The sequence below is a fragment of the Mucilaginibacter sp. P4_A11 genome (genome assembly GCF_056402535.1).
Window position 1 is genome coordinate 1 of the sequence record NZ_JBFUHE010000028.1, and the last position, 20,737, is coordinate 20,737.

Below are 20,737 nucleotides of genomic sequence, written 5' to 3' on the forward strand. Positions count from 1 at the left end.
TTGTTCACCACTCTTTAAGGGTCGAATTATATGGCGAATCACTAAGGAGAAGAAACTCTAAATCAGAAAATGTATTTTTGTAAAAATAATAGTTGTTAAACCGGACAAAAACATCCGCTCCAAAGAGCCTATCTGTACAACAACTTTACTCTCTTTCAAACCCTAACTCAGAGGGGTCACTTTAGATTGGCGAAGAGGGGTCAATATCATTGGTATATCCAGTTTGCGCTCGAAAACTTACTGGAAGCTTTTCCCAAGGTTCAACGAAAAAATACCCTTATTACCATTGTCCTAGAAAATGTAAAACAAGGATCAATGCAATCAAGCTTAATGACAGCTACAAACACCAACTTCAACAATTGTCACTTTCAAATAAAGTAACGGAATTGTTCAATTGTATTTTAGAAGATTCTAATACAAGTACACAAAAAGCAGAATATCTGCAGGTGCGGAAAATAATAATAAGGCAACTTGAAGAACAACAAGGTACGCTATCAAAAGCCCGAAAGCTGTTCGTATCAGATATACTGAAATATGATGATTACAGCGACTTGAAAAAAGAGTGCAAAGCAAATTTGGATTGTTTAAAAAGGGAGCTGGACGACATTGTTATCAAACTAAAAAGCATTGATAAGCAACGTCAATCGGGTAATTATCCATTTGTGAATATTTTTCAGGGGTACTCGAATTTTGATATTGCTGATAAAAAGAGTCTCGCCATCCTGATTCCTCCGGGTAATCTCAATCTCCAAACAGGTGACGTTTCTTTAGATTTAAACAATGCATTATCAAAAATATTATCACAAACAGACAAACCATTTCATAGAAATGAATTTTATAGATAAAAAGATATCAGTAAAGCAGGCTATGTCTATATTAGCTAAAAATGGCATACAAGTGGATGATACAGAGGCGAGCGTTATATTAGATTTTCTGCATATTATAGCAAAGAACTACAACAAACATAGAGCCAATCAAAATGCGCCTAACCTTAAGGAAAATTCGAACCTTGAGAAAACAGCCTAAAAGCAATATTCAGTTCCCTTTTTAGACCACATTGAATAAAAGTCTAAGGATTTTGTCAGCAAAGTTCGAACTAAAAATGCCGAGACTTAACGATTTGGTTCACAGATTTTTATTGGCATAAAAAAAGGAAACACCCACGGTATGCTGTTTCCTTAAGTAGCGGGGAGCAGGATCGAACTGCCGACCTTAGGGTTATGAATCCTACGCTCTAACCATCTGAGCTACCCCGCCGTTTTATTTTATGGGCTCTTTTTGTGGTTAATAAAAAGAGTGGCTTTGCTGTAAAACAAGTGGCCGTCCCTAAAAAGGTTTGCAAATATAGTAGAAATTCGTTTTCTTTAGAAAAAATGTTTMATTTTTAGTTTTGTTCCTCTTTTTTTAAGTGTAAACCGAATGTCCGAAAAGAAAAAATTTACCATTGAATACGAGATCAAGTCATCTCCGCGTATCCTGTTCAGCTTCTTAAGCGAGCCTAATGGCTTGTCTCAATGGTTTGCCGATGAGGTTAATATTCGTGATCATGTTTATACTTTTACATGGGACGATGAATCGCAAAAAGCCAAACTTTGTGCAGTTAAGGAAAACCGCTCGGTGCGGTTCAAATGGCTCGACGATGACGCTCAGTATTACTTTGAAATGGAAATACTGCAGGATGAGCTTACCAATGATGTAGCCCTTGCCGTTACTGATTTTGCTACTGAAGAAACTATTACCGAACGAAAGCAGATCTGGGATAACTCTATCGATTACCTCATAAGTGTATTAGGCGCCTGATAAAACTTTATTTTAGCTAATTTTGTACGCTGAACTGTTTTTGCACGTTAATGGATTTTAACTGTGCGGCTACTGTTTTGCCCCTGTTAATTGCAAATAGCACTAATGAAGAAAATCCACCTTTTACTCCTTAAATCATTTATAAGGCCTTTTTTGGTTACGCTTTTCATCGTGATGTTTGTGCTGCTCATGTTGTTTTTGTTTAAATACATTGACGACCTGATAGGCAAGGGCTTTGCATGGTATACTATCCTGGAACTCATGATGTATAATTCGGCCACTAACGTTCAAATGGCCCTGCCGCTATCCATCCTGCTTTCTACCATCATGACTTACGGCTCGCTTGGCGAAAATTATGAGCTTGTGGCTATCAAGGCTGCCGGCATTTCGTTAAAGCGCGCTATGTACCCCATGATCACGATAATAACGATACTTAGCATAGCGGCATTCTTTTTTTCTGATTATATGCTGCCGGTAGCTAATCTTAAATACTTCTCGTTGTTGTATGACGCCCGCAAACAAAAATCAGCGGATTTGCTGCCCGAGGGGGTGTTCAGTACCAGTTTTCCCGGTTATACTATTCGTGTAAAGCGCAAAGATCCTGATGGGCAGCGTTTATACGATATCATGATCTACCAAAAAAGCCCGAATGGTGACAATAACAATTCGGTGATCCTGGCACGGGAGGGCACCATGTTCCGTACCATGGGCGATAAATACCTGGTACTCCGTTTAAAGGACGGGGTAAGGTATGAAGAAACGGCTTCCGAAAACGCCAGTTATAATACCCGGCAACGCCTGCTGCGTCAGCGTTTTAAGGAAACCGAAACCAAGTTTGATCTTTCGGGTTTCAAACTTGCCCGCACTAATGAAAGCGAGTTTAAAACAGCATCACAAATGATGAATATCAAACAGTTACGGCATTATCTTGATTCGTCGCAGCATTCTGTTGATAGCAATGTTATGGTGAATTATAAGCTGGTTACACCATATATCAAATACTATTCAATACCCACACAATCAAAGGCTGTTAAAAATTATAAGGAGTTTGATCCTAAAAAGGACGCCGCCCAGGGCCTTACCTTATCCGAGCAGCAAATGAGCTTAAGCAGTGCCGCTTCTGAAGTAAGGTCGATCAAGGATGTGATCAGGAACCGGAGCGACAGGTATAAGGGCGATTCGGAAAACATCCGAAGGTATTTTGTGGAGTATCAAAAAAAATATAATCTTTCTGTAGCTTGCCTCGTGCTGTTTTTAATTGGAGCGCCGTTGGGCTCTATCATCCGTAAAGGTGGTTTAGGCCTGCCGGTGGTAGTTTCAGTTGTGTTTTTCCTGATTTACTATATCATCACAACAATTGGCGAAAAATCAGTTAAGGGTGGCGATATTAACAAGTACCTGGGCATGTGGATCTCCATTATCACGCTGTTGCCTATTGGTTTGTTCCTTTCATATAAAGCGGCTACCGATTCGGCCATATTTGATATGGAGATATATAAGCGTTTCGTAAACCGCATAGTGGCAAAGTTTAAGCACAAGGCAACCCGCTAAGGCCTTTAGCGGTATTAATAATAAACGCCATATTATAAAAGCAGTATCATTTTACACAACGCCGACCCAAGTCATGGTAATAAGCGTTAAATTTGATTTAGATTAAACAAGCGTTTAAGCGCCACCCAACAAGCAAGTAAATAATGTTAAACACTATACAGGAAGCGATCGAGGAAATCAAAGCAGGTAAAACAATTATCGTAGTTGATGACGAAGATCGTGAAAACGAGGGCGACTTTTTAACTGCCGCCCGCAATGCCACCCCCGAAACAATCAATTTCATGGTTCGCCACGGCCGCGGCCTCGTTTGCGCCCCTATTACGGCGCAAAGAGCACGTGAGCTTGATCTGATGCCTATGGTAAGCCACAATACCACATCGCATGAAACTAATTTTACGGTTTCTGTCGATTTGCTTGGTCATGGCTGTACTACCGGGATCTCTGCGAGTGACCGGTCAAAAACTACAATAGCACTTATCGATCCGGCTACTAAACCCGAAGATCTTGGTCGCCCGGGGCATATTTTCCCGCTGATAGCTAAAGATGGCGGCGTACTACGCCGTACCGGGCATACCGAGGCTGCTATTGACCTGGCTGTTTTAGCCGGTCTTGAGCCTGCAGGTGTTATCTGCGAGATTATGAAGGAAGACGGCGAAATGGCCCGCCTGCCCGATCTGCTGGAAATAGCTAAAGAATTTAACCTCAAAATAGTATCTATCAAAGATCTCATTGCTTACCGTTTGGAGCATGAATCGATGGTGAAACGTGAGGTTGCAGTTAAAATGCCTACCGAATGGGGCGATTTTGACATGATAGCCTACACTCAGATTGATACCGGCGAAAACCATCTTGCCCTGGTAAAAGGTACCTGGGAGCCAGGTGAGCCTATTTTAGTTCGCGTGCATAGCTCATGTATGACCGGCGATATTTTTGGCTCATGCCGTTGCGATTGCGGTCCGCAGTTGCATAAAGCTATGGAGATGATCAGCAAAGAGGGGAAGGGAGCTATTGTATATATGAACCAGGAAGGTCGTGGCATTGGCCTGATCAATAAATTAAGGGCTTATCATTTGCAGGAAAACGGTTATGATACCGTTGATGCTAATCTGAAACTGGGCTTTAAAATGGACCAGCGTGATTATGGTATCGGTGCACAGATCCTGCGGAGCCTGGGCATCAGCAAAATGCGCCTGATGAGCAACAACCCTAAAAAACGCGCGGGGCTTATAGGCTACGGTTTGGAAGTGGTTGAAAATGTGCCTATCGAAATTGCATCAAACCCGCATAACGAGGCTTACTTGCGTACTAAACGCGACAGGATGGATCATGCCATTATGCGTGATCATTGAGCTAAAAGTTGAAAGCTCAAGGCCTAAAGCCAAAAGCGAAATAAATAATTTTACGGCAAAAGGCTTAAAGCGACCTGCTTTAAGCCTTTTGCTTTCCATGCCCATTGATCTGAAAGCTTAAAGGCAGGCCGATGATATTCAATATTAAAGGCTTTTAGCGTTTAGCTTTCAGCTTTTTGCTTTTCGTGGCTTTTAGCTTTCTGCTTTCAGCTCAAAAAACTACTGATCTTCATCATCGTCCGGTTTGGTTGCCGGTGTTGTTGTTGAGTTTGATATTGGGGCAGGGTTAACAGGTGCAGTTTTGCGACGGCCCTGTCTGAATATGTTTCTTATAAACTCGCCAAAAGTGTCAAAATCACGCTGGTAAACCAAGCCGAAGCCGTTTACATACTGCGGTGCCAGCACGTCTGTAAGGCTGCTTAGCGTTACGTTATTTAACGCCCTGTATGAGTACCTTGCTGTTAGGTTGCCGTCACGGCGTATTTTATATAGTGCTTCAAAATCTTTGGTAAGATTATTGAATCGCTGGTTAAACAGGTTGCTGTTATTATTATTAAAAATATCGTTTGAGCCATTGTTACTAAATAAGCTTCCGTTAAATGATAACCGGCTATCAAAGAAACGGAGCGAAGCACTGGCTTCATTAAAGGAGCGAATATTTAAGTCGAAGTTTTTAATGTTTGATTGCGATATCAGGCTGTTAAGTTTGTTAAACGCAAATTCGCTCACCGCCTCGCCTGCCGTACCTAATACCTGGTTGGTTAAATTGTTACTGTTAGATGTGAAGTTTCGGCGCACAATAATACTGATAGCCTGTTGGCTCCTGTTATTGGCATCGGCAAGGTAAGTAGCCAAATCGTCTTTAACAGATGGATCGGTAGGGAAGTTAAAGTCAAAATCGATATTAGGCTGTAACAGCGATTTGGTAAGGATCAGCTCGGCTTGTACTAATGTTTGCTGACCCGAAGTAGGTGTTTGCAACCCTGCAGCGGTATACAGTGGCGCTTTGCTGGTACGCACCTCATACAAGGCTTTAAGGTTGATCTCCGCGTTTGACGGGTTGCCTGTCCACCTGATGGTTCCACCCTGGCTCACTGTAAAGTTTTTACTGATGAAGTTTTTGGCGGTAAACTCAAACTTGCCCGATGATATTAAAAAGTCACCGTACATCTCAAAATCGCCCAGGCTGTTAATATTCAGCTTTAAATTACGGGCAACACCGCTGCCTTCCAGCTGACCGTAATCGGTTGCTATTTTTACGATAGTTTTTTCATCGGCACTTAAATCAAAATTTAAGGTAACCCCATTAAATGCACGCTCTTTAGCAGTAACCTTGGCGGTATCGCTGTGGCTTACAAACTTAATGAAATCGTAATCGTTGGCGGTTGACGAGGTATTGAGGGGTATATTGAAAACAGTGCCGGCATTGGTGCTGGCGGTGATATCTATTTTCATATTATCAACCGGGCCGTTGAAGTTAAATGTGCCTGTGCCATAAGCCGTACCGAAATAAAGGTGATTATCTTTAAACGTGGTATTCAGGGCCATCAGGTTATCGGCTTTAAGGCTTACATTAATATCCGGGTTTGACAGGTTATTTAAATTTACCGTGCCGTTAGCAGTCCCGGTACCTTTATGAATGTCTTTGAGCACCATATCCTTAATGCTGATAACGCTGTTGTTTACATCCAGTTTGTTATTAACGGTATAGGCTGTTTTTAAGTAATTAACAGTAAGACCTGTATTAACAAGGGTGACCGTACCATTTAGCTGCGGGTTTGATGGCTTGCCGGTAAGCTTCAGGTCAGTTGAAACATGCCCCTTTACGTTGGATACGAGATCTTTAATAAAAGGCTCAAATATAATAGCTTCGGTTTGGTTCATCTTGATATCAAAATCAAGGTTATCATCGGTTTCCTGTCCAAACGAATAGGTACCCCCAATATTCATGGTTTCCAGCCCGCGGTTAATAATATTCATATTAACATCGGCCTGTTTGCGGTCGTTGCCAAGCATGGTAACCAATTTCACATTGCCCACCAGCGTTTTATTCATAGTAAGTGAATCAACGGTTAAATGAGAGTCAATGCCCGGAGATTTGAGCACCGAGGTCATTTTAACATCGCCATCTAAGTAGCCTTTTAAATATATGCCAGACGTTCTTGTAAGCTGGTTAAGGGTGCGCATATTGAACTTTTGGAACGTAAGCTTTAATTGATCGGCCGGGTTATCGGATATAAACCCATCAATAAATACTTTTTGCTGCCCGTTGGAAAGTTCGAATCCCGATACCTGTGTTTTGCCATCCAACAAACGGATGCGCACCTGCTCCTGGATCTTCCATTTCTCTTTTTCCAGTATTACGTCTGATGGGAGCAGTTTCAACTTGGCTGTAGTGTCGCGGCCAAATTCAACCAGGCCGTAAAGGTCCAGTTGGTTAACCGCGTTTTTATCCGAGAGCTTAACGTTAAAGTTAAGGCTGTCGTTTTTCAGGAAATTAGTGATGTTGATATCCTTGATAAAAAGGCTGTCGGTTAGGTCAACTCGTCTCAGGGATAAGTTGAGACCAAGTAAACTATCAGTTGTGTTTTCGTCGATAATGAAATCATGGAAAACCGTTTTACCGTACTTAAGGGTTTTGATATAGCCCGATAGCGTAGCCGTTTTCTTTTCTGAATTAAACTGGCCTACAAAAGTGCCTTGCTCCGGGATCTTCAGATCAGGCAGAAAGATGGCAGTAAGTGGATCGAGGTTTTTCAGGTTCAGCGTAAAATCAAATTCCTCGGGTTTGGGCGGTACTATAGTTGTTTTTATAGATGGGATATACTTTTTTACGATGGTTTTAAAATACGAGGGCAGGGTTGCCAGGTCATATTTACCCTTGATACTACCATCTGCAAAATCAGATTTTAAGGCGATAGTGCGGCTATTGCCGGACCCTTCGGCCGATAAGTATAATGAATCAACTACATAGTTATTTCGTGGATTAACAACCCTTGCCGGCGAAAACAAGATATTACCTTGTAAATTGGCAAGGTCATCGCCCTTAAACTGGGTTTTAAGCAGTGTGGTGATAGTTAAAGTATCTTTTGTAAACCCAAGCTTGTTTAAGTTTGCCTCTTTAATATCGGCTGTAAGGTCATAAGTTGGCAGGGTAGGCCTGAGGTCAACTTTGCCCTTAAGGTCAAGTTTAACATTCCTGTCATTTATGGTAATGTGTGCGTTAGCCAGTTTATTAATAAAAGTACCGTTAAGGGTAAGTTTATTATAGGTATAGCCTAAATAGGTGACTGACGCTATTCTGGCATCAATTTTTTCGGTAAGGCTTTTAAGCTGGTCGCCGCTGCCTGTAATAGTTGATGAAAATGTAGTACGGCCCAGATCCTTTTCATCAAGCAGGGTACCCATATCAAATGCGTAGGTGTTTATCCTGCCACTATAGCTTGGCCGGCTGTTTTTATCAATTTTAAGATTGAGGTCTGAATCGAAACGACCGAGTGCAGTTTTAAAAACTCCGTAGGCTACAAAGTCATTTTGCGAACCGGTAAACCTGCCGGTAAAATTAAAATTGCCGAATTTAGAAAGTATTGCCGGAGCTTTTTCCGTCGGCGTTCCCGAAAAATGGCTGATCAGGTAATCCAGATCTTTTTTGTTGGACGCAACCTGGTCAAATTTTAGTTCAAGGAAAGCGTTATCCCAATCGGTAAGGTTGTGCAGGTTAAAATCGCCTTTTATAAAAGTAGCCTGCCCTCCGGTAATGGTCACTTTTTTGGCTTTGAGGTTATTCACGTAGCCTTTGGCCTGTCCGTCAATACCAAGATCAAAACTTACTTTTTTTAGTGCACCGGTAAAGTATGCGATATCTGATGATGAAATGCGCGACGATTTAAAGTTGGCATCCATATGTACCTTATTTTCAAAGTCGTCGAAATCATCAAATGATTTAAACTTCATCCTGAAATAGTCCTTCAAATCTGATCGTGGCGTTTGGATAGCCAGGTGCTTCAGCATAATCTGGTTGGTATCTATCGTGGCATCTGACGCAAAGTGTTTTACCGTAAAACCGCTTTTTTCGTGCAGGCTCAGGCTTTTGATATTGCCTTTAAACAGGTGGTTCTTCAAGTCCATCCCTTGTATCTCCGTGCTGAAATGCTGCACATCAAGGTCGTTAAAGTTAACCCCGGCTATTACCGTATCCCGCAGGCTGTTTTTGTATCTGAAATGGAAGTTGTTGATGGCGATAGTGCCAAAATTGAGCGTCCATGGTTTACTTTTGGGCTTTTTGGTGGTGTCGCCCGAGTTAAAATAATCAATAATAAAGGCAAGGTTGGTGGTGCTGTCCTTTTGTTTTTTAAGGTAGAAGGAGCCGTTATCCAGTTCGATATTGGCAAAATTGATGGTGCGGCGTTTAATGCTGCTGAAAAGGTAAAAGTCGTCAATATCAACAGCCAGTTTGGGAGTGCTTAGTAAGGTGTCCTGCTTTTTATCTAAAATATAAAGCCCCTCAATTACTACTGAACGGAATGGCCTTAGGTAAAGGCTTTGGATGCCTACTTTGGTATGCAGTTCTCCGGCAAGGTAATCTGCCGCTTTTTTTGCTGCCCAGGTTTGCACCGGCTTAAACTGAAACGTGAGTAAAAGTATGCTCAATGTCAATAAAATGAACAATACCAGGCCCAGGAATATTTTGAGTACTTTTTTAATAACTTTGCCTTTTAAACTAAATTAATGATTTAGTGAATTGTTGATTTATTGAATGCTATAGCTTTACAATTTTTGAAGGTTATAGTTTGCCAATTTTAAAAAAATCACTAATTCGTTAATTCAATAACTCAATAATTAAATAAACGTGCCCGTAATTTTAGGAATCGAATCATCATGTGATGAAACCTCAGCTTCGGTTTGTGTTGATGGCGTGATCATGAGCAATGTTATTGCCAATCAAACCATACACGAGGCCTATGGAGGCGTGGTCCCCGAGTTAGCCTCAAGGGTTCATCAGCAAAATATTGTTCCGGCTGTTCAGCAGGCATTAATAAACGCAAAAGTAAGCAAAAATGATATTGATGCGGTAGCTTTTACGCGCGGTCCGGGACTTTTAGGCTCTCTTTTAGTGGGAGTTTCATTTGCCAAGGCTTTTGCTTTGGCTAAAAAGATCCCGCTTATCGATATTAACCATATGCAGGCCCATATCCTGGCCCATTTTATAGGAGATAAAAATCCATCGTTCCCTTTCCTTTGCCTTACGGTATCGGGCGGACATACGCAAATTGTGCTGGTGAAAGATTATTTTGATATGGAGATCATAGGCCAAACCCTGGATGATGCCGCGGGCGAAGCAATGGATAAAACCAGTAAGATTTTAGGCCTGCCATATCCCGGCGGACCACTCATTGACAAACACGCACGCCAGGGAAATCCGGACGCTTATAAGTTTCCGGAACCACAGATCCCAGGATATGATTTTAGCTTTAGTGGTTTAAAAACATCTATCCTGTATTTTATCCGCGATAATGTAGCGCAGAACCCCGATTTTATCAGCCAGAACATGGCCGATATTTGTGCATCTGTTGAAAAACGGATCGCTACGATATTGCTTAACAAACTGCAAAAAGCAGCGCAGGCATATGGTATAAAAGATATAGCTTTGGCGGGTGGTGTATCGGCCAATACGGGTTTAAGGTTAGGCCTGCAGGCCATGACCGAAAAAAACGGGTGGAACGCTTTTGTTCCTAAAATGGAGTACTGTACCGATAATGCCGCCATGATAGCCATTGCCGGTTATCACAAATACCTGAAAGGCGAATTTATAGGGCAGGATGTTGCGCCGATGGCAAGGATGGCCTTTTAAGCAATTATTGATTTGGTGAGTTAGTGAATTATTGAATTTTTAGATTCTAATGCACTGGCTCACCCAAACAATATATACAATGCAACGGCTAAATCATTAATTCACTAACTCAATAATTCACTAATTAAAATGAACGCATCAGGATATATTTTTTACATTGTTTTTGTTATCCCATTAATAGCCGCTATGGTTTGGCTTATACGGCAGGATAAAAAGAAGGGAAAGATTGGGCTTATTGTGCTGGCTGCATTAGTAGTTGGCGTTTTGATTTATGTTTACCTTAATCGCGAAGCACTGAATGGCATAAAGCCTTAGGTTCACTTTACCCATTCGCAATCATCTCTTCGTAGTCTCTGATCAACTTTTTAGTAGCCCTTGTAAGGTAGGCTGTTATTAATAATTGCTTCAGATCAGCAGGCGATACAGTTTCAAGCCGTACCAGCATATATTTGTAATTTTGATAGTGGGGGGTAATGAAAAAGGTATGCGGATCAAGGGCAATCCATTTTTCGCGCTCGGTAGTGTGTACGGCAAGCAGTTCATCCTTTTCATGTATGTTTTCGAAGATCTTATCGTTTACATAAAATGCAGGGTGCTCAAAGTGCATTTTATGGGTGACACCCGGCAGTTGCAGCAAGGTGCTTTTCATAAACTGTAAAAAAATATGCATGTCGGTAGCCATACTTAAAGTTAATAAGTTTTCTCCATGGCATGTAATAAAACAGTAATTTCGGGTTCAAAACAGCATCGGCCATGAGCAGCAGCAACCTCCGGAAACTATACGGCAATATCGACATCTATTTGTTCGACCAGTTATTGAAAGGCCGTTTCGATAATTGCAAAACTATACTTGATGCCGGCTGTGGCAGCGGACGAAACATAGCTTATTTTTTGCAAAACGGGTTCAGTGTTTATGGTGTTGATCAAAGCGAACATGCTGTTGAACTATCCAAAAGACTCTCGGCTGATCTGTGCCCAGACCATTCGCCCGATAATTTTAAACTGGCCGCTGTTGAGAACCTGCCTTTCGATGACGGACGGTTTGACCTGGTAATTTGCAGTGCTGTACTGCACTTTGCCAATGACGCCGAACATTTTGACAGCATGCTGCGCTCGTTGTGGCGCGTACTGAAACCGGGTGGTTATTTCTTTGCAAGGCTGGCTTCTGATATCGGCATCGAAACATTGGTACAGCCATTAGGTAATTACCGTTACCTGCTGCCCGACGGCTCCGAACGTTTTTTGGTAAATGAAGAGATCCTGCTTGAATATACGCGAGAGCTGGGTGCACTGCTTTATGAACCTATAAAAACTACCAACGTACAAAACCTGCGCAGCATGACTACATGGTGCATGCAGAAGGACTAATTTATAATTATTAACTTTTCTTTTTTCTCTCCGTCTACGTCATCTTCCAGTTCATCGATACAATATCACTATGTATCGATACTCCGCGTGTTAACGACAATTTCGTCCGAAATATTTGCGTTAAGCCTACAATAACGGTTTAAACAACAATTATTATTAACGCTTAACACACCACCTTATGATTATTCTGCTTTGCGGGTTATCCGGCTCAGGGAAAACTACCCTTGCCCAAAATGTTAAAATGAGTTTATCTGATACTGATATTCCTGTCGAAATTATTGATGCTGATGTATACCGTCAAAAGCTGTTCCCTAACCTGGGTTACACCAAGGAAGACCGCTTTGAAAACATCCGCAGGCTTGGCTTTATTGCCAGCAAATTATCAGGTCATGGCGTAGTAACTATCATCAGTGCTATAAACCCGTATGATGTGATCCGTCGTGAATTGATAGCAACTTATCCCCATGTGAAGCTGATACATATTGATTGCCCTGTTAAAACGCTTATGCAAAGAGATACAAAAGGGCTTTATCAGCGCGCGTTACTGCCCGAAGGCCATCCTGATAAGGTAACCAACTTAAGCGGCGTTAATGATCCTTTCCAGATCCCGTCTTCACCTGATATGTACATCAACACTCATATCACCGGACTAACCGAAGCTACAGAAATGCTGACAAGCTTTATTCTTGAAAACTGTCAGCAGGTGCAAATCAGGCAACTACATGCAACCGGCCGTTATTAACTCAATCATGATCACTACAACAGTTAAGTTTACGCCCCGGCAAACGTTAATTATAGCTGGGATGCACCGGTCCGGTACATCGCTTGTTACTAATTGGTTAAATCGCTGCGGTTTGCAAATTGGAGAACGCCTTTGCGGCAGCGGGACTGGTAATATTGAAGGTCATTTTGAAGATCTTGAATTTTTGAAGCTGCATGAAGAGATCCTTGATCGTAATAGTCTTGAAAAATCAGGGCTCACCGATACCAAAGATATTGAAGTGCCGCTTTACCAGCTTGAAAAGATGAAAGCTGTTATTGGGATTAAACATCAACTTTATGAACAATGGGCCTGGAAGGACCCGCGTACGTGCCTGTTTTTAGATACTTATGCAAAGCTGTTGCCCGGCGCCAGGTACCTGGTGGTTTTGCGTAATTATCAATCGGTGGTTAGCTCACTGCTCAGGCGCGACTTTGCAGCGATCGACCAGAAGTACATGGCCCGTAATTATATTCAGCGCCTGGCGTGGACTCATTTCAGGCGGCCCCGTAGGTTGAAAGCATTTTACTATGATCATGCCGAAAACTTTTTAAAAGTGTGGATCAGTTACAACGAAGAGATCCTGAACACACTTAAAAAATTACATCCCGATAATTATCTCGTCATTAACTATTCACAGTTGCTTGAAAACGACAGCGAGGTTTTTTCATTTTTAACCGATCAATGGCAGTTTGTACTCAATTATTTTGATTTTAAAGATGTGTACAAACAGGAGCTGATGAACAAAGCCGATGATATCAGCGATTTTGTTACTGATAAAGTATTGCTGATAAAAGCAACCTACTTGCTTAAGCGCATGGGAAGTTATATGCGGGGCAGTGAAAGCTTTCCGGGAAAGGAAGAGTAGTTTTAGCCGGAGCAAAGTCAGGCGCTTGGTATTCTGTTAAAAATTCGTTATATTATAGTATGAATATTATAACAGAATTTTACAAACAAGGACTGGAACACTGGCCTAAAACCGGGCAGCATATCCTTGCCCACCAACCAGGCGACGAAATGGTAGTTTACCAGGCTTACAAAAAAAGCATTGCCCGCTTTGCTGCCGAAAACCAGTTTTTAGGCGGAAATGAATACAGCTACAACCGCATGTCATGGATTAAGCCTAACTTTTTATGGATGATGTACCGCTGTGGCTGGGCGGAAAAGGAAAATCAGGAGAGTGTGCTGGCTTTATGGATAAAGAAAAGGATTTTGAATCCGTTTTGAATGAAGCTGTAATCTCATCCTTTAATCCTCTATACCACAATGACCACGAAAAATGGCGGGCCGAGCTTGATCAGAAAGAAGTACGCCTGCAATGGGACCCCGATCACGGCCCTTACGGCCATAAGCAGGAACGCCGCGCTATACAGTTAGGCTTAAAAGGGGAGATCCTTGAAAACTTCGGAAAAAAGCAAATTATCCGTATTGAGGATATTACAGATTTTGTTAAACAACAAAAATCTCTGCTGGATAACGGCAAACTTGATGAATTGCAGGTACCGGTTGAAAGGGTTTACAGAACTACCGATGAAGCCTTGGATAAGCGCGTTGGGATGGCCTTATAATCGGCAGTGCCCAATCTAATACCTTTCTCTCCTATTTTATTAGGCAAATCCCTAAACTTCTTTGCCTCAGTTTCCCTATAAATAAAACTCTTCTTTATAAAATTCGGGCCTGGATTCAGAAGCGGGGAAAAATGCACATCCCTTTGCAGGTGTATTTAATCTGACTGAATAAGCGCTATTCTGGTTTTTACGAACATGTTTATTATCAGTTATATAAGCTCTATTTAAAAACCTTATTTGTAATTAATCTAAATAAACGTACCTTTGCACGGAAATCCGGAGCATGCTGGTCGCCAAAACTTCGTGGCCCGGATTAATTAATGCTGATCCTTTAATTAATTTAGTAAAATATGCATTTTACACTTACCCCTATTCGCGTTTTTGGCAAATCTGTCGTACGAAACGTCTCTCTAAACTTTAATGCAGTATTTAAAATAGCTTTTAGCCTGGTGGTGGCGATGTTGTTATTCAATAACAATGTAACTGCGCAAACCGGCACCGGAGCTATAAAAGGTACCGTAAAAACCTCTGATGGTAACCCTGCCGAGTTTGTGAATGTTGTTTTAACCAATACTAAGTTTGGTGCTACCGCCGGACAAACCGGACACTTTACTATTAAAAATGTTCCGGCAGGAACGTATACCATTGCCGCAAGCTTTATTGGCCTGCAAACTCAATCTAAAGAAATTACGGTTACTACTGGCGAAACTACTACCGTAAACTTTGTTTTAACTGAAGGAGCAAAAGACCTGCAGGAAGTGTATGTAAAAAGCGCCAAACACAACAAATTCCTGAAAAAAGAAACGGAAGATGTTGCCCGCCTGCCTATAAAAAACCTGGAGAACCCGCAGGTTTATAGCGTGGTTACCAGTGAGCTGATGAAGGAACAAATAGTAACCAGTTATGTAGATGGTTTTAAAAATATTCCGGGTACGGGTGTGCCCTTAGTGTATAACAATGGCCGTACAACCCTGTTGTCGAGAGGCTTTGTTACCGGTAACTTTATCCGTAACAGCGTTGCCGGCTATAACTTTAATAGTATCGATCCTGCCGATATTGAAAAGATAGAGGCAATAAAAGGCCCTACAGGTACACTGTTCAACAGTAGCCTTGCTTCGTTTGGCGGTTTATTTAACCGCGTTACCAAACAACCGAATGAAACACCGCGCACTGAAATTGCCTACCAAACAGGCAGCTTCGATCTTAACCGCCTAACCGCCGATGTTAACATGCCATTAAATAAGGATAAAACGGTGTTGTTCCGCGTGAATGCTGCATTACACAACGAGCACAGTTTTCAGGATGCGGGTTTTAACCGTGGCTTTTTTGTTGCGCCAAGCATTACTTACATTGTTAATGACCGTTTAACTGTTGATGTAGATCTTGAAGTTGGTAACTCCAATGCAACATCGGCATACAGGCTTGCCCCCGACGCCAAAGGGAAAATTTACAATGTTAAAGATTTGGGTATTGATTATAAACGCTCATTCGGCAACAACAGCGTCGATTACTTAAGCAGGCAAATTGACCTTTATTCATTGATCAATTACAAAATTTCGGATAACTGGAAATCGCAAACCATGTTTAACAAAACCTATTCATCTACCAAAGGTTACGTTACCCAGCTAAGCCTTGCCGATACCTTGATCAAGCAACAGGCTATCAACCAGGATTATCCTTACTATATCACCAATGTTCAGCAAAACTTTATCGGCGATTTCAAAATTGGCCATTTCCGTAACCGCATAGTTGCCGGGTTAGAATACTATAATCAAAGAAGCAACTGGACTAACTATACCGTTACCCTGCCTGGTATCAGCTATAAAAATCCGGGAGCGGCTTACAATAATTTTAATGCCGATAAAATCTCGTCGCTTATTGCCGCTTTAGCCCCCAATGCCAACTCGTATGTGCAAAATAACCAAAGCTCTTACGCAGCTTATGTGTCTGATGTATTTAATATTACCGACAGACTTAATGCGATGGCCAGCATCAGGATAGACAGGTTTGTGAACAAAGGTGCTTATACCCCGGCTAATGGTAAAACAACAGGTAACTTTAGCCAAACGGCATTGTCGCCTAAATTTGGTTTGGTTTACCAATTGGTTAAAGACCAGGTATCCTTATTTGGTAACTATATGAACGGTTTTAATAATGCGACTCCAACAGCTACCAGCTTTGATAATTCAACTTTCAAGCCACAGTATGCCAACCAATGGGAGGGAGGTGTAAAGGTTGATGCCTGGGATCACAAAATAAGCTCGACCGTTAGTTACTATAATATTAATGTAACCAATACCATAATGGACGATTTGGCCCATCCGGGGTTTATAACACAGGCAGKTACACAATTAAGTAAGGGTATCGAGGCCGAAGTTATAGCTAACCCTTTTAGTGGGTTTAACATTGTTGCTGGTTTTGCCTATAACGACAGTAAAATAACAAAAGGGGTTGCTTCCGTAGAAGGCTTACGTCCGGCTAACTCAGGTCCGGCGCGATTGGCCAATTTGTGGATGAGCTACCGCATCATGCATGGAGATGTTCAGGGTTTAGGTTTTGGTGTAGGCGGCAACTACGGCAGCGATTCATACCAAACAAATACACAAGCATTTAAATTCACCGTACCATCATATACCACGGTTGATGCTACGGTATTTTATGACCGCCCTAAATACCGGTTAGGATTTAAGCTGGACAACCTGACCAACGAAAAATACTGGTCGTTCCGTTTGGCGCCTCAAAACCCAACTCGCGGAACTTTAAGCCTCAGCATTAAGTTTTAAACACGATAATATCTAAATAATAAAGGCTTATCTCATTTAAGGGGTAAGTCTTTATTGTTTTACAATAATATTTRAAATGAGCAAGCCACTGCTTTATTAACCAGATACAGAGAATCAATCAATTTTAGGATAATTATTAATGCTTTGATATAATGAATATCCATATCACACGTACAAGTAAGTAATAATTTAAACCTAAAACCTGTATGACTAATCTTGTCACTTTACGCCTCTCTCAATCACAACGCTTGTATTTATGCAGTTTACTTTGAAATAAAATAATAATTCGATTTTCAAAAGCAGCACATCTTAATGCCACTAAAACTTAAATAGCTGAAATTTGTATTTCAACTATGAAAGCATTGGTTTTTGAGCAGGCAGGCAATGCCGCTGATGTGATACAACTGAAACACTTAGCCTACCCCAAGCCGGCTCCCGGCCAGTTACTCATCAGGGTAAAAGCCAGTCCTATACATCCGGCAGATCTGCTTTTTATTGAGGGAAAATATCGCTATCAGCCAGTATTGCCCCAAATAGCCGGACTGGAAGGTGCCGGTTATGTTGAAGAAGCCGGGCATGACAGCATTATCCCCAAAGGAAGCCTGGTAGCTTTTAGTAAAATAGGGGCTTGGGCACAATACGTAATAGTCGACGAGCAAGACGTAGTATTATTGCCCGATACCTTCCCGATAGAAAAAGCCGCACAGCTATTACTCAACTCATATACCGCATATGGCTTAATACAGGAAGCAAAAGTTAAAAGCGGCGACTGGCTGCTGCTTACTGCGGGCCATTCTACCGTGTCGCGCATAGTGATACAGCTTGCCGCCGAAAAAGGGATCTGTGTTATAGCCACCGTGCGTCATGAGGAACAAAAAAAAGAGTTGCTGGCTTTAAAAGCCGAACAAGTAATAGTTCCGGAACCGGGTACACTCAAACAAACAATTAACGAACTTACTAAAGGTAAAGGTATCAAAGCGGCGCTTGATGCTGTAGGAGGTAAGCTGGCTACGGAAGTGATCTCATCATTATCGCCGGGAGGACGCCTTCTTGTCTACGGATTACTTGATCCGGAACCAACATCTTACTTAAATGCCGAGGTGGTTTTTAAGAACCTGATCATTAAAGGTTTTGGTGTAAAGGGGTATGTTGCAGGGCTTTCGCACGAAGAAAAAACACATATGATCAGTCATTTGGTGCATTCCATTGGGCGGGCCGAATTTCAGCTCGCGGCATCCGCAACTTATACAGCCGACCAGTTTGAGCAGGCTTTTGCATATAATAAGAGCGGCAAGGTTTTATTTGAATTTTAACAGCAATTTGTTGTATTACAATAGTTAAACAAATCGTAAATTTAGCATTAAGCGGACGGGTTTCGTACGTACAATAAATTGTTTGTTATGAAAACTATATTAATACCTGTCGATTTTTCGGATACCAGCAACAATGCTATCAAATATGCTGCTGATATGGGCTGTGATATGCCCGTTAAAAAAATCATCCTACTTAAAAGCTATTACACATCGGTGTATGAGCAGATCCTTCCCTCGCCTGATTTTTTACAGCTACGTGCTGATGACTTGGAAAATGAGCGAAATAAAATAGAAGAGCAACTGGTTGATCTGCGCCGGAAACTGAATAACCGTTGCCATGAAAATATAGAGATTGAAACAGTGATAAGTACTGAGCCGATCATCAGAGCGATACATGATGCAATTGACGACCAGCAACCCGACCTGATGATAGTTGGCGGCGATATAGGCGGAGAGTTCAGTATGATAGGCGAGCAGATCATTGAGATTGCCAAAAGCAGCCCGGTAAAAGTATTGATCATACCGGCTAATACAAGTTATCAAAAAATAGAAGAGGCGTTGGTGCCATGTGATTTTGAAGCCGTTGCCCGTTTGGGTATTTTAAAAGGACTGAATACTTCGCACAGCTGGCTCAACCCTAAGCTGATGATCTTGTATGTAGATCCGAAGAACAAACATATTGGCCGGGAGGCCGAATTTGAGGCATCAGTAAAACAATTGGTTAATTGTTATGAATGTAAGCTCCACTATTCGGATGATAAAAATATTGTACGGGGGATCCTCAATTTTGCTGTGGAACAGCATGTGCAGATGATCATTGCCTTGCCGGGCAAACACAGCTTTTTTTACAATTTAACCCACAGCAGCATTACCGAGGCTTTATCTTTAAACGCCAGGCACCCGGTATTGATACTTAAATAGCATTTGTAAAGATTTTATCATCTTGTCCGTTAGCTTGTTTGTAGTTGTAATGAATTGCCAATATTTACTGCAACTAACTGATAAGTATGTATAAACTCAAAGTAATATCATCTACCGTACGTCCGGGCCGTAAAGGGCCTGCAATTGCCAAATGGATAACCCAGGCAGCCAATGATCATGGTTTTGATGCCGAAATGATTGATCTTGGCGAGCTCAACCTTCCGCTGATAAACGAGCCCGTTCATCCCGCCCTTAAACAATACGAACATGAGCACACCAAACAATGGAGCGCTAAAATAGCGGAAGCTGATGCCTTTATTTTTGTAACGGCCGAATACAACCACAGTTATCCCGCATCGCTTAAAAACGCTGTTGAATATTTGGTGCACGAATGGGCTTATAAACCTGCCGGCATGGTAGGGTATTCCATTGGGCCATTTGCAGGTGCAAGGGCTATCCTTAGTTTAAAAGCTGATATGCTTGCCTTAAAGAATATTGCCCTTTCCGAAATGGTGAACATTCCCCAGTTAAACCAGTTTATGGATGAAGAAGATAATTTTACTGCCGATGAAAGGCTTAATAACAACGCAAAAATTATGCTTGATCAATTGGTACGCTGGACAAAAGGAATGAAAGCGATAAGGGAGGATAAATAATAACCATATTAAAGGTCATTAGAGAATCTCCTGGTTCGACCATTTCCGTTAACTTAAGAAATAAAAAGCACAGGCTTGTGCGATTCCCCTCTTGAGCGTAATAATCCATGTATTGACAGTTAAAGCAAATAGGCATGGCGCATAGTTGACCCACCCGGTCTACGCTACGCTGGACCACCCTCTCTTCGCCTTTGGCGGAAAGAGGGTAAGAAAAAATGTAAGAATACCCCCCCTCTTTACGCTTGCGTAGAGAGGGGTGACAAGCGCAGCGATGTCGGGGTGAGTCAATACGGCGATTAATTCTTACTTATGTCTTTTCATGGGCTATTACCCTCTCAAGAGGAGATCCTTTGGAGAAAACCACAGTGCTCCAAAATAATCTTCCGATAACTTTGATATAACTTAAAATTTAACATTAAGGTAAAATAAAAGCTATAACTTTATCTTAATGAAACCACAGTATAAACTTAAGTTCATCTTATTTTTTGCGACGCTTATGTTTGTGGCCAAACCTTTTATTGGTTTTGTTCAGTTTAACAGGCATAATCCTCCTCAAAAAATAAATATCTGCGCGCTGGAGAAGGCTTTTAGTAAACGTATGATCCAGTATAAGGATGGCAGTTTAACTAAAATGATGGCCATTCAAAGGCAATTAGCTTATCCTGGCGTTAAATATTGTGTAACTTTTTTGTTTTCGTTACTGTCACTTTCTGCCTTGGTTTTGGTTGGTAGCAAGCGATCGGTATTTCATAATCAAGAGGTTAAGAGATTGTTGTTCCTGCCGGCATATCTTCTTAACCGGCAAATTATTGTTTGA

General features: G+C 41.6%; 17 protein-coding genes, 1 tRNA gene and 1 pseudogene. 16 read left to right on the top strand and 3 right to left on the bottom strand.

Annotation, left to right across the window (positions count from 1 at the left end; translation table 11 throughout):
- The first annotated feature begins 209 nt into the window (after nt 1-209).
- Entirely contained in the window at nt 210-845 is a 636-nt protein-coding gene (locus tag AC1DUD_RS30430) for a hypothetical protein (protein ID WP_477381608.1), read from the top strand.
- Entirely contained in the window at nt 829-1,026 is a 198-nt protein-coding gene (locus AC1DUD_RS30435) for a hypothetical protein (protein WP_477381610.1), read from the top strand. The genes AC1DUD_RS30430 and AC1DUD_RS30435 overlap by 17 nt, the downstream gene beginning before the upstream one ends.
- Before the next feature lie 157 nt (nt 1,027-1,183).
- On the opposite strand, the gene AC1DUD_RS30440 is transcribed toward AC1DUD_RS30435, so the two are convergent.
- Nucleotides 1,184-1,257 (bottom strand) — tRNA-Met (locus tag AC1DUD_RS30440).
- A 162-nt stretch (nt 1,258-1,419) separates the two neighbouring features.
- Between AC1DUD_RS30440 and AC1DUD_RS30445 the strand changes: the two genes are divergently transcribed.
- From AC1DUD_RS30445 to AC1DUD_RS30455, 3 genes are all read left to right on the top strand, one after another.
- Nucleotides 1,420-1,800, top strand: a complete 381-nt coding sequence (locus AC1DUD_RS30445; RefSeq protein WP_477381612.1) for an START-like domain-containing protein — start codon at nt 1,420-1,422, stop codon at nt 1,798-1,800.
- A gap of 105 nt (nt 1,801-1,905) precedes the next feature.
- A complete protein-coding gene (locus tag AC1DUD_RS30450; protein ID WP_477381614.1) occupies nt 1,906-3,351 on the top strand; it encodes an LptF/LptG family permease in 1,446 nt (481 codons plus the stop codon).
- Between the two features lie 143 nt (nt 3,352-3,494).
- Nucleotides 3,495-4,700: a bifunctional 3,4-dihydroxy-2-butanone-4-phosphate synthase/GTP cyclohydrolase II gene (locus AC1DUD_RS30455; RefSeq protein WP_477381616.1), complete on the top strand. Its 1,206-nt coding sequence runs from the start codon at nt 3,495-3,497 to the stop codon at nt 4,698-4,700.
- 219 nt (nt 4,701-4,919) lie between these two features.
- Here the strand turns inward: AC1DUD_RS30455 and AC1DUD_RS30460 are convergent, their stop codons facing one another.
- Nucleotides 4,920-9,350, bottom strand: coding sequence for a translocation/assembly module TamB domain-containing protein (locus AC1DUD_RS30460; protein ID WP_477381618.1), 4,431 nt, complete (start codon nt 9,348-9,350; stop codon nt 4,920-4,922).
- 199 nt (nt 9,351-9,549) lie between these two features.
- Here AC1DUD_RS30460 and tsaD point away from each other — a divergent pair, with 199 nt between their 5' ends.
- Together tsaD and AC1DUD_RS30470 are read left to right on the top strand one after the other, a co-directional pair.
- A complete protein-coding gene (tsaD, locus tag AC1DUD_RS30465) occupies nt 9,550-10,551 on the top strand; it encodes a tRNA (adenosine(37)-N6)-threonylcarbamoyltransferase complex transferase subunit TsaD (protein WP_477381620.1) in 1,002 nt (333 codons plus the stop codon).
- A gap of 129 nt (nt 10,552-10,680) precedes the next feature.
- A complete protein-coding gene (locus AC1DUD_RS30470) occupies nt 10,681-10,866 on the top strand; it encodes a hypothetical protein (protein WP_112574793.1) in 186 nt (61 codons plus the stop codon).
- Nucleotides 10,867-10,873: 7 nt separating this feature from the next.
- Here the strand turns inward: AC1DUD_RS30470 and AC1DUD_RS30475 are convergent, their stop codons facing one another.
- Complete coding sequence (locus tag AC1DUD_RS30475; protein ID WP_477381622.1) at nt 10,874-11,200, bottom strand: MmcQ/YjbR family DNA-binding protein; 327 nt, start codon at nt 11,198-11,200, stop codon at nt 10,874-10,876.
- Between the two features lie 104 nt (nt 11,201-11,304).
- Here AC1DUD_RS30475 and AC1DUD_RS30480 point away from each other — a divergent pair, with 104 nt between their 5' ends.
- The 9 genes and pseudogenes from AC1DUD_RS30480 (at nt 11,305) to AC1DUD_RS30520 (ending at nt 20,737) form a co-directional block, all read left to right on the top strand.
- Nucleotides 11,305-11,919: a class I SAM-dependent methyltransferase gene (locus AC1DUD_RS30480; RefSeq protein ID WP_477381624.1), complete on the top strand. Its 615-nt coding sequence runs from the start codon at nt 11,305-11,307 to the stop codon at nt 11,917-11,919.
- A gap of 178 nt (nt 11,920-12,097) precedes the next feature.
- Entirely contained in the window at nt 12,098-12,661 is a 564-nt protein-coding gene (locus AC1DUD_RS30485; RefSeq protein ID WP_477381626.1) for an adenylyl-sulfate kinase, read from the top strand.
- Nucleotides 12,662-12,668: 7 nt separating this feature from the next.
- The gene (locus AC1DUD_RS30490) at nt 12,669-13,547 is read left to right on the top strand and encodes a sulfotransferase (protein ID WP_477381628.1); all 879 of its coding nucleotides are present in this window, start codon (nt 12,669-12,671) and stop codon (nt 13,545-13,547) included.
- A gap of 149 nt (nt 13,548-13,696) precedes the next feature.
- Nucleotides 13,697-14,247 (top strand): annotated as a pseudogene (locus AC1DUD_RS30495) (DUF4291 domain-containing protein).
- A 350-nt stretch (nt 14,248-14,597) separates the two neighbouring features.
- Nucleotides 14,598-17,030: a TonB-dependent receptor domain-containing protein gene (locus AC1DUD_RS30500; RefSeq protein ID WP_477381630.1), complete on the top strand. Its 2,433-nt coding sequence runs from the start codon at nt 14,598-14,600 to the stop codon at nt 17,028-17,030.
- Between the two features lie 353 nt (nt 17,031-17,383).
- Nucleotides 17,384-18,343, top strand: a complete 960-nt coding sequence (locus tag AC1DUD_RS30505; RefSeq protein WP_477381632.1) for a zinc-dependent alcohol dehydrogenase family protein — start codon at nt 17,384-17,386, stop codon at nt 18,341-18,343.
- Nucleotides 18,344-18,430: 87 nt separating this feature from the next.
- On the top strand, nt 18,431-19,264 hold the full coding sequence (locus AC1DUD_RS30510) for a universal stress protein (protein WP_477381634.1): 834 nt from the start codon (nt 18,431-18,433) through the stop codon (nt 19,262-19,264).
- A gap of 86 nt (nt 19,265-19,350) precedes the next feature.
- Nucleotides 19,351-19,920 (top strand): NADPH-dependent FMN reductase, encoded by a 570-nt coding sequence (locus AC1DUD_RS30515; protein WP_477381636.1) that lies wholly within the window; start codon nt 19,351-19,353, stop codon nt 19,918-19,920.
- A 448-nt stretch (nt 19,921-20,368) separates the two neighbouring features.
- Entirely contained in the window at nt 20,369-20,737 is a 369-nt protein-coding gene (locus tag AC1DUD_RS30520) for a hypothetical protein (protein ID WP_477381638.1), read from the top strand.